Origin of the sequence: Microbispora sp. NPDC049633 (assembly GCF_040675265.1) — a bacterium.
In the GTDB taxonomy this organism is placed as follows: Bacteria; Actinomycetota; Actinomycetes; order Streptosporangiales; family Streptosporangiaceae; genus Microbispora; species Microbispora maris.
Genome location: NZ_JBFAOO010000276.1, coordinates 1 through 7,621, shown reverse-complemented (window position 1 = coordinate 7,621; position 7,621 = coordinate 1). Strand labels below are relative to the sequence as shown.

General features: G+C 69.2%; 6 protein-coding genes and 1 riboswitch. Of the genes, 4 read left to right on the top strand and 2 right to left on the bottom strand.

All coding sequences use genetic code 11. The annotated features are described in order from the left end of the window. Window positions 1-181: 181 nt before the first annotated feature. A complete protein-coding gene (locus AB0J39_RS36525) occupies window positions 182-1,105 on the bottom strand; it encodes an NADP-dependent oxidoreductase (RefSeq protein ID WP_363473249.1) in 924 nt (307 codons plus the stop codon). A 312-nt stretch (window positions 1,106-1,417) separates the two neighbouring features. Here AB0J39_RS36525 and AB0J39_RS36520 point away from each other — a divergent pair, with 312 nt between their 5' ends. Further along, window positions 1,418-1,666 (top strand): LuxR family transcriptional regulator, encoded by a 249-nt coding sequence (locus AB0J39_RS36520; RefSeq protein WP_363473247.1) that lies wholly within the window; start codon window positions 1,418-1,420, stop codon window positions 1,664-1,666. A gap of 207 nt (window positions 1,667-1,873) precedes the next feature. On the opposite strand, the gene AB0J39_RS36515 is transcribed toward AB0J39_RS36520, so the two are convergent. Then, window positions 1,874-2,833: an NlpC/P60 family protein gene (locus tag AB0J39_RS36515; RefSeq protein ID WP_363473245.1), complete on the bottom strand. Its 960-nt coding sequence runs from the start codon at window positions 2,831-2,833 to the stop codon at window positions 1,874-1,876. Between the two features lie 152 nt (window positions 2,834-2,985). After that, window positions 2,986-3,138, bottom strand: a riboswitch (cyclic di-AMP (ydaO/yuaA leader). A gap of 390 nt (window positions 3,139-3,528) precedes the next feature. Between AB0J39_RS36515 and AB0J39_RS36510 the strand changes: the two genes are divergently transcribed. The 3 genes from AB0J39_RS36510 (at window position 3,529) to AB0J39_RS36500 (ending at window position 7,213) form a co-directional block, all read left to right on the top strand. After that, the gene (locus AB0J39_RS36510) at window positions 3,529-4,080 is read left to right on the top strand and encodes an amino-acid N-acetyltransferase (protein ID WP_363473243.1); all 552 of its coding nucleotides are present in this window, start codon (window positions 3,529-3,531) and stop codon (window positions 4,078-4,080) included. Window positions 4,081-4,228: 148 nt separating this feature from the next. Further along, entirely contained in the window at window positions 4,229-5,572 is a 1,344-nt protein-coding gene (locus tag AB0J39_RS36505) for an RDD family protein (protein ID WP_363473241.1), read from the top strand. Between the two features lie 1,296 nt (window positions 5,573-6,868). After that, window positions 6,869-7,213 (top strand): Lsr2 family protein, encoded by a 345-nt coding sequence (locus AB0J39_RS36500; RefSeq protein ID WP_079319595.1) that lies wholly within the window; start codon window positions 6,869-6,871, stop codon window positions 7,211-7,213. Window positions 7,214-7,621: the final 408 nt, after the last annotated feature.

The window sequence follows — 7,621 nt, the reverse complement described above, 5'->3', positions numbered from 1 at the left end:
TCTCCGTAGCTGCCTCCGCCCGCGTGCTCTATGGGCGGGGGGGGGGCCCCCCCCCCTTTTTCTTTTGGGCGGGGGCCGGTCGGCCACGGCCCCCCGCCCCGCGGTCGTACCCGAGCCGTTCCCGTCCGCGCGCCGGGCCGACGGCGTCAGGGCGCCGGCAGGCCAGGTCACCGGCAGGACGTCAGGGCAGCAGGACCAGCCGGCCGCGCAGGCCACCCCCGCGCAGGCGTTCGTACGCCTCGGCCGCCCGCTCCAGGGGATAGGTGCCGGCGACCCGCGTGGTCAGCAGTCCGGCCTCGGCCAGCTTCGTCACGTCGAAGAGCTGGTCCGCGTCGGCGCGGACGAACACCGTCGAGACCCGGATGCCGCGCAACGGGAGCGGGGCCTGCCCGGCGGCGACGGCGACGAACGCGCCCCCGTTGCGCACGGCGTCCAGCGCGGGCAGGCCGGCGACCGCCGCGTCCACCAGGCCGTCCACGCCGCCGGGAACGACGGCCCTGACGGTCGCGGCCAGGTCGGCGCCCCTCGGTATGAACCACTCCGCGCCGAAGCCCCGCACGAGCGGCTCGTCGCCCGGCGCGGCGACCGCGGCGACCCTGATCCCCCGCGCCGCGGCCAGCTCCACGAGGTAGCCGCCGAGGCCCCCGGCCGCGCCCGTGACGAGCAGGGTCTCGCCCTTGTCGAGCCCGGCGAGGTCGAGCGCCTGGACGGCGGTGAGCGCGTTCAGCGGCAGTGTCGACGCCTCGGGTGCGGCCACCCCCGCGGGCGCCGGCGCGACGGCCGCCTCGTCCAGCACCACCAGGTCCGACTGAGCCTTGGGCCGGTCGGTCAGCCGATCCGACAGCCCGATGACGCGCTCACCGGGGCGTACGGCCGTCACGCCCGCTCCGGCCCGGTCGACCACGCCCGCCACGTCCCAGCCCAGCGCGTACGCCTCCAGCCGGGGCGTGAGGCCGTAATCGGGCAGGGCGCCCGAGGCGGTGATGAGGTCGATCGGGTTGACGGCGGCCGCCTCCACCCTGATCCGCACCTGGCCCGGCCCCGGCTCGGGATCTGGCGTCTCGATCACCCGTACGGCACCGTCCTGTGCCACCAGTGTTCTCATGTGTCCTCCTTCCACCTGGCGCCGAGCGTAGGGGGAGTTACTCTCTTTCAGTTAGTAGGCACCTGTAAGTGCGTAAGTAAGGCGGAGGAAAGGTGTAATCGACCCTCGGTGCCGGTCCGAACCCGACTGCCGGCTCACGTGCCTGGGTGAAATCTCCGAGCGCCGCCGGAAGCGATCGGGCGGAGGCTGTCGAGGCGCCCCGGAAGGCGTACGACCGGCCGGTCGGCTTTCAACCTTGACGACCTTCGCGGCAGGCGTTTACCTTCCCTGAAGGGTGGGCCGACGAATCATCGTCGTGGGGGAGGGCGGACGATGGGTGTTCCCGAGGTCGTCTACCGAGGTGACAGTCTCGCCTCGGACTTTGATCGTGCCGGTATCACCGATGAGGACTTACTTCTTCTCGCGGAGCTGGCCAAGGGCGTGACCGCAGACCGCGTGGGCCGCAGTCTCGACGTCAGCGGGCGCACGGTGCGGCGGCGGCTGCGGGGCATCTGCGACCGCATCGGCGTCGCGACGGCGATCGAGGCCGTCGCCTGGGCGGCACGCCGCCGCCTCATCTGACCGTGTTCCGGATCGCACGAGGCCGGGAAGGGCGCCGGAGAAAGCGGCGACGTCGGCGGAGCCGTCCAAGCGGCGGCTCGGCCGGCGTGAGCTCCGGGTCGCGCGGTCTCGCGGCGAGGCTAGGCCGGTGTGAGCTCCGGGTCGCGCGGTCTCGCGGCGCGGTTCAGCCGGCGCGCGCTCCGGGGCGCGCGGTCTCGGCGGCCCCGCTCAGTCGGCGACGCGCACCGCTCCCGCGAACGGCCGTCCGGCGATCTTGGCGATGTGGATGACGTCTCCCGTGCGCGGCGCGTGGATCATGTAGCCGCCGCCGATGTAGATGCCCACGTGGTGCAGGTCGGAGTAGAAGAACACCAGATCGCCGGGGCGGAGCTGGTCGCGGGAGATGTGGGTGCCGGCCGTCCACTGGTCGCCCGTGTAGTGGGGCAGGCTGATGCCGACGGCCTGGTAGGCCGCCATGACGAGACCCGAGCAGTCGAAGGAGCCGGGGCCCTCGGCGCCCCACACGTACGGCTTGAGCTGCTGCCTGAGGGCCCAGCGCGCCGCCTGGGCGGCCTTGCCGTCGCCCACGATCGGGAACGCCATCCGGCTGCGCGTCTCGCTGCCGACCGTGCGGGAGACCTGCCGGTAGAGGCTGCTCTCGGTCTTCTTGATCAACTTGGTGATCTTGTCGCGGCGCGAGTCGAGGCCGGTGAGCAGCTTCTTGACCTCGGCCTGCCGGGCCGCCGCGCTCTCCCTGGCCCGCGCGGCGGCGTCCATGGCCTTGGTGACCTCGGCGACCTCCTGGCTCTCCTGCAGCTCCAGCGCGTACGTCGTGGAGGCCTGGCTCAGGTACTTCCGCGGGTCGGCGTCGCTGTCGATGAGCACGAGCGCGTTGCCGAGCCCGTTGGTCATGTAGGAGTGCTGCGCGAGGGCGCTGGCCTTCTGCCGGCGGACCTCCAGCTCGGCCTCGCTCTTGGCGAGGTTCTTCTTGGCGAGCTCGGCGGACCTCTCGGCCGCCTTCAGCCGCACGCGCTCGCCGTTGTACTGCTCGGTGAGGCTCTCGATCTCGGTGTAGAGGCTCTCGACCTGTTCCGTGAGCTCCTTGAGGCTCGGCTTGGGGTCGGCGGTGGCGCGGACCACCGGGGCGCCGAACGTGATCGCGGTGAGCGCGACGCCGACGAACGCCAATCGGCGGATGGCACCCGGACCGGCCGTGCCGGATCCGGACCGTCGGCGGCGGGCGTGCCTGCCCGCCGGCCGTCCTCCACGCGTGCGCAACCGAGCTCCTCTCCCACATGTGCCCCGCGGCAGGCCGTGTGTCGTGGAGCACGGCCATGTGGCGGGGCACTACTGAGCGCCTACCGGGTTAGCTGACGGGTTCGGGCCGGAGTAGCCCTACCTTGGTGGATTCACCCCTTGACGATCTAGACCGAACCGATCCTGATCCTGCAGTTGGGTCCCCGGCTCCCCTCCGCACTCGGTGCTTCGAAGATTCGGCGCCCGGCCGCCGTGAGCGCTCACGATGACCGGCATCGTCGGTGGACGATAGTGCACGGCGAGTTCTTGCTCAACCAGAACTCCGAAACCCGTCTACGTTTGACAACCAAACGATCACAGCTGGGTCACGGGCTCAATGGGGGTACATCCGCGTTTACCTGTGTTTGGAGCGATTCGAGGTGGTGGATGTGCCGCGCGGACTGCCGGAAAAAGTGGGACGAACCGGATCGCGGTCTCGCGGGTCGGCCGGGCGTCCATCCGTATCCTGACGGCTACAGAGGGTCAGGCCTCATGTCGGGCGTGGTGTTTGGGAATGACCGTTATCCGTGGAGGTCCTTCGCGCCGACTATGAGGGATCGGATTGCGTCCGGCTAGGCTGACCGCTCATGGAGCAGGTCGCCGCGCAGACATCCAGTGGTTCGGGTGCCACGGCCGTGACGGTGCGCCGGGCCAGGACGCCGGACGTCCGGGCGATCCGGCGCCTCGTCGACGCGTACTCGGGCGTCGGCCCCCGTCTGCTCAAGAAGAGCACGGTGACGCTGTACGAGGACGTGCAGGAGTTCTGGGTCGCGGAGGTGGGCGGGCAGGTCGTCGGCTGCGGCGCGCTGCACGTGCTGTGGGAGGACCTCGCCGAGATCAGGACCGTCGCCGTGGACCCCGTGGTGCGTGGTGGGGGCATCGGTCACCGGATCGTCGCCGCGCTCATCGAGACCGCCCAGGATCTCGGCGTGCGGAGGGTCTTCTGCCTCACGTTCGCGGTCGAGTTCTTCGCCCGGCACGGCTTCCGGCCCATTCAGGGCACACCGGTCTCTCCCGAGGTGTACGCGGAACTGCTCGCGTCGTACGACGAGGGCGTCGCCGAGTTCCTCGATCTGGAGCACGTCAAGCCGAACACTCTGGGGAACACCCGGATGTTGCTGCACCTCGACCGCCATTGACCGCCGTTCACGCCCCGGCAGATAATGATCTTGACGCGAATTGTCAGCGTCCGCAAAGGTGACTGTTGTTACGCCTGTCGCTACTTTTGGCAATATCAGCGTGTGCTACGGACGTGCGGCGCATGCGTCTTCGAAACGAGGTGACACGGTGAGCACCGGACAGCCGCCGTACCCCCAGGACGAGTCGGACGGAACGCCACCGCCGTCATCGCACCCCGGGTACGGCACGGACAGACAGGCCCAGGACTACGACCCTGACGTGACGGTCGTCAACTACCGCCACACGGGGCAGAACACGGGCCCGCAGCAGCCGCCCGGCTACGACGCCGCCCAGGGCGGCTACGGCCAGCAGCAGGGCTACGGGGCCCAGCAGGGCCAGCAGCAGGGCTACGGCCAGACCGGGCCCCAGCAGGGGTACGGCCAGCAGGCCGCCTCGCAGCAGTACGGCCAGCAGCAGGGCTACGGCCAGACGGGCCCGCAGCAGGGCTACGGGGCCCAGCAGGGCCAGCAGCAGTACGGCCAGCAGACCCCGCAGCAGGGCTACGGTCAGCAGCAGGGTCAGCAGCAGGGGTACGGCGCCCAGCAGCAGTACGGTCAGCAGGGCTACGGCGCCCAGCAGGGCCAGCAGCAGGGCTACGGCCAGACCGGACCCCAGCAGGGGTACGGCCAGCAGGCCGCCTCGCAGGACTACGGTCAGCAGCAGGGCTACGGCGCCCAGCAGCAGTACGGCCAGCAGGGCTACGGCGCCCAGCAGGGTCAGCAGCAGGGCGGCTACGGCCAGCAGCAGTACGGTCAGCAGGGCTACGGCGCCCAGCAGGCCGCCTCGCAGGACTACGGCCAGCAGCAGTACGGCCAGCCGGGGTACGGCCAGCAGCAGGGCTACGGTCAGCAGCAGGCTTACGGCGCTCAGCAGTACGGCCAGCAGGGCTACGCCCAGCCCGCCTACGGCCAGCCGTACGCGGCCGCGGGGCCGATCCCGCCCGGCGCCCCGGCGCCGCTCGCGGAGTGGTGGCAGCGCCTCGTCGCCCGCATCATCGACGGCGTGGTCGTCGGCATCCCCTTCGGGATCATCTCGGTCGTGATCGCGGCGATCATCATCACCAACCCGAGTGTCGACATCGCGAACGGGAGGATCACCCCGGGAGGCGGTTACTTCCTGGCGGAACTGCTCACGGCGATCCTGGCCGGCATCGTCATGGTCGGTTACGAGTTCGTCATGCTGCGCCAGCGCGGGCAGACGCTCGGAAAGATCGCGATGGGCATCAAGGTCGTATCGATCGGCGGAACCCTCGACGGCGGCCTCGCCGTCGACACGGCCGGTAAGCGCGCAATCGTGATGTGGGGTCCGCAGTTGGTGCGCTGGATTCCCTTCGTCACGTACCTGGCGGGCATCTTCTCGTTGCTGAATATCCTGTGGCTGCTTTGGGACAGGCCGTTGCAGCAGGCGTTGCATGACAAGGTCGCCAAGACCGTGGTGGTCAAGGTCAGGTAACGACCGTTGGGGGGGCCGATGGAACGGACCATCGGCCCCTTTTTCTATGGCCGCTTTGGCGCCGCCGGTACCGGGTGCCCATCCGGCTGTGCGGGAAAAACCGTACGGGGCCGCCCGGGCGTGCCATGCTTGGGTTCACCGTCCCGAGAGGTGCCCCCAATGACCGCGAGACCGCCCCCGGCGCCAATCCTTAAGCCCGGCCCTCGCCGTCCCCGTCCGGGTCATATCGGTCCACGGGCGGCTTAAGGAACCGTCAGGGGCGCTTATGGGGCAGTATGGAGCCGCAGGGGCCCTTATGGCGCTCCGGATGCACACCGCTCTACCCGGCGGCGGACGCCGCCCGCGGAATGCGGGGACCGTTTGGCCGTGCGAAAGTCGGCCGCCCGGCCGCCCGGGCCGTCCACGTGATTGTGCTCCCGCTCCTTTATTCGATCTTCATGCCGCCGCTTGTCGATCTTGGTGGAACCGGCCGGTCCTCTCTTTTTACGAGGCTTCCGGGCTGTGGCGATCTGCTTGCGCGTATATCTCGCCAAGGCGTGCGCGCCGTACGAGAAGGGGGCGGGGGCTCCTTGTGAAGATCCGGCCGCCGAGACGTCGCTCCTCGTTTCGCCCGAGCTCTTCAACGGCCGTACGTCCTCCGGCCGGCCTTTTTCACGACCGTGTTTGCGGCTTCGCGCTTGTCGGGCCGCGGCCGCCCGGCCTGGCCACAAGGCTCCTCACCTGCCCTTACGGCTCGGGCCTCACCGAACCCCGGGGAGTGCCGCTACCGCCGCCCGTCCTCGTACGGGAAGTGCGCAAGCGGTGAAACGGAGGGACGCCGGGGAGCGGTGACCGCCCGGGTCGGCATTCTGGGTACGATTTCGAGTGCATCCGGTAAGGCCGCTGGAGAGACGGGGGATTACCCGGGCCCTCCTGGGGCACCCCGGAAGGCGCGTCCGGTCCCTCCCGGCGCTATGGTCGTATCAGGGTGCCCGGCCCGGCAAGAGGCCGGTGACCTTGCCACGTCCTCGGAATTTCCTCGGGTGCACCTAATGACACCCCCGGCACGAGCGAGGCAGAATGACAGAGGTATTGTCCGCCTTGATACCTTCCGTGGTCGTCGCCGGCGCGGTCGTCTACGGCATCGTAAAGTTGGTACGTTCCGACGCGGCGGGTCTCCGCACGGCACGGGAGCCACGCGAGAAGTCACCGGACTCAGAGGTTCCTGAGAATCCGCAATCTTGAATTGTCAGCCAGGGGAAACCGGGTATATGTTTGGCTGACGAATCAAACTATGGGCTGCGAAAGGATTGCCGGATGGCCAAGCACACGCAGGTGATTCTCATCGACGATCTCGATGGCGGCGAGGCCAATGAGACGGTCACCTTCGCGATTGACGGCACGTCATATGAGATTGACCTGAGCGACGGCAACGCGAAGCGGCTTCGCGAGGCCCTGTCGCCTTTCGTCAGCAGCGCGCGGCGCGCGGACAGCGGGCAGGCCCGTGGGCGCCGTCGTGGTGCGGGCGGCGGGGGCCAGCGAGCCATGACCCGCGAGAAGAGTGCGGAGATCCGCGCCTGGGCGAAGGCTCACGGACACCCCGTGAGTGAGCGCGGCCGTATTGCCGCCTCGATCGTCCAGGCGTACGAGGACGCGCACTAGGTCGTGTCCCTTAGATCGCCACGGCGAGATCGGCGGGACACTCCCTAACTTCACCCTTGATCGTGCGGTTATGCCGGTCGTCGGAGGACCTGACGATCGCATAACCGCGCGATTGTGTTTGTGCTCCCTTAAAACCTCGTTCGCTTGCGGCGTATCGGGAACATGTCACCCCCAGCAGGGGGTTGGATAGAGCATGAACGCCCTTCGCTTGGGGAACCCTTCTGCCAAGGAGCGGGTCGCTGGGTCGGGGCTACCATGCGGAACGACGGGCCGGATCTCCCGTGCTCGCCTGACCGCTTCGTGAGGAGCGACGAGATGTTCGAGAGGTTCACCGACCGTGCGCGGCGGGTTGTCGTCCTGGCTCAGGAAGAGGCCAGGATGCTCAATCACAACTACATCGGTACTGAG

Excerpts from the sequence above, each read along its gene's own strand:
- AB0J39_RS36510 (WP_363473243.1), top strand. The coding sequence starts at position 3,529 with ATGGAGCAGGTCGCCGCGCAGACATCCAGTGGTTCGGGTGCCACGGCC.
- AB0J39_RS36500 (WP_079319595.1), top strand. The coding sequence starts at position 6,869 with ATGGCCAAGCACACGCAGGTGATTCTCATCGACGATCTCGATGGCGGC.
- AB0J39_RS36520 (WP_363473247.1), top strand. The coding sequence starts at position 1,418 with ATGGGTGTTCCCGAGGTCGTCTACCGAGGTGACAGTCTCGCCTCGGAC.
- AB0J39_RS36525 (WP_363473249.1), bottom strand. The coding sequence starts at position 1,105 with ATGAGAACACTGGTGGCACAGGACGGTGCCGTACGGGTGATCGAGACG.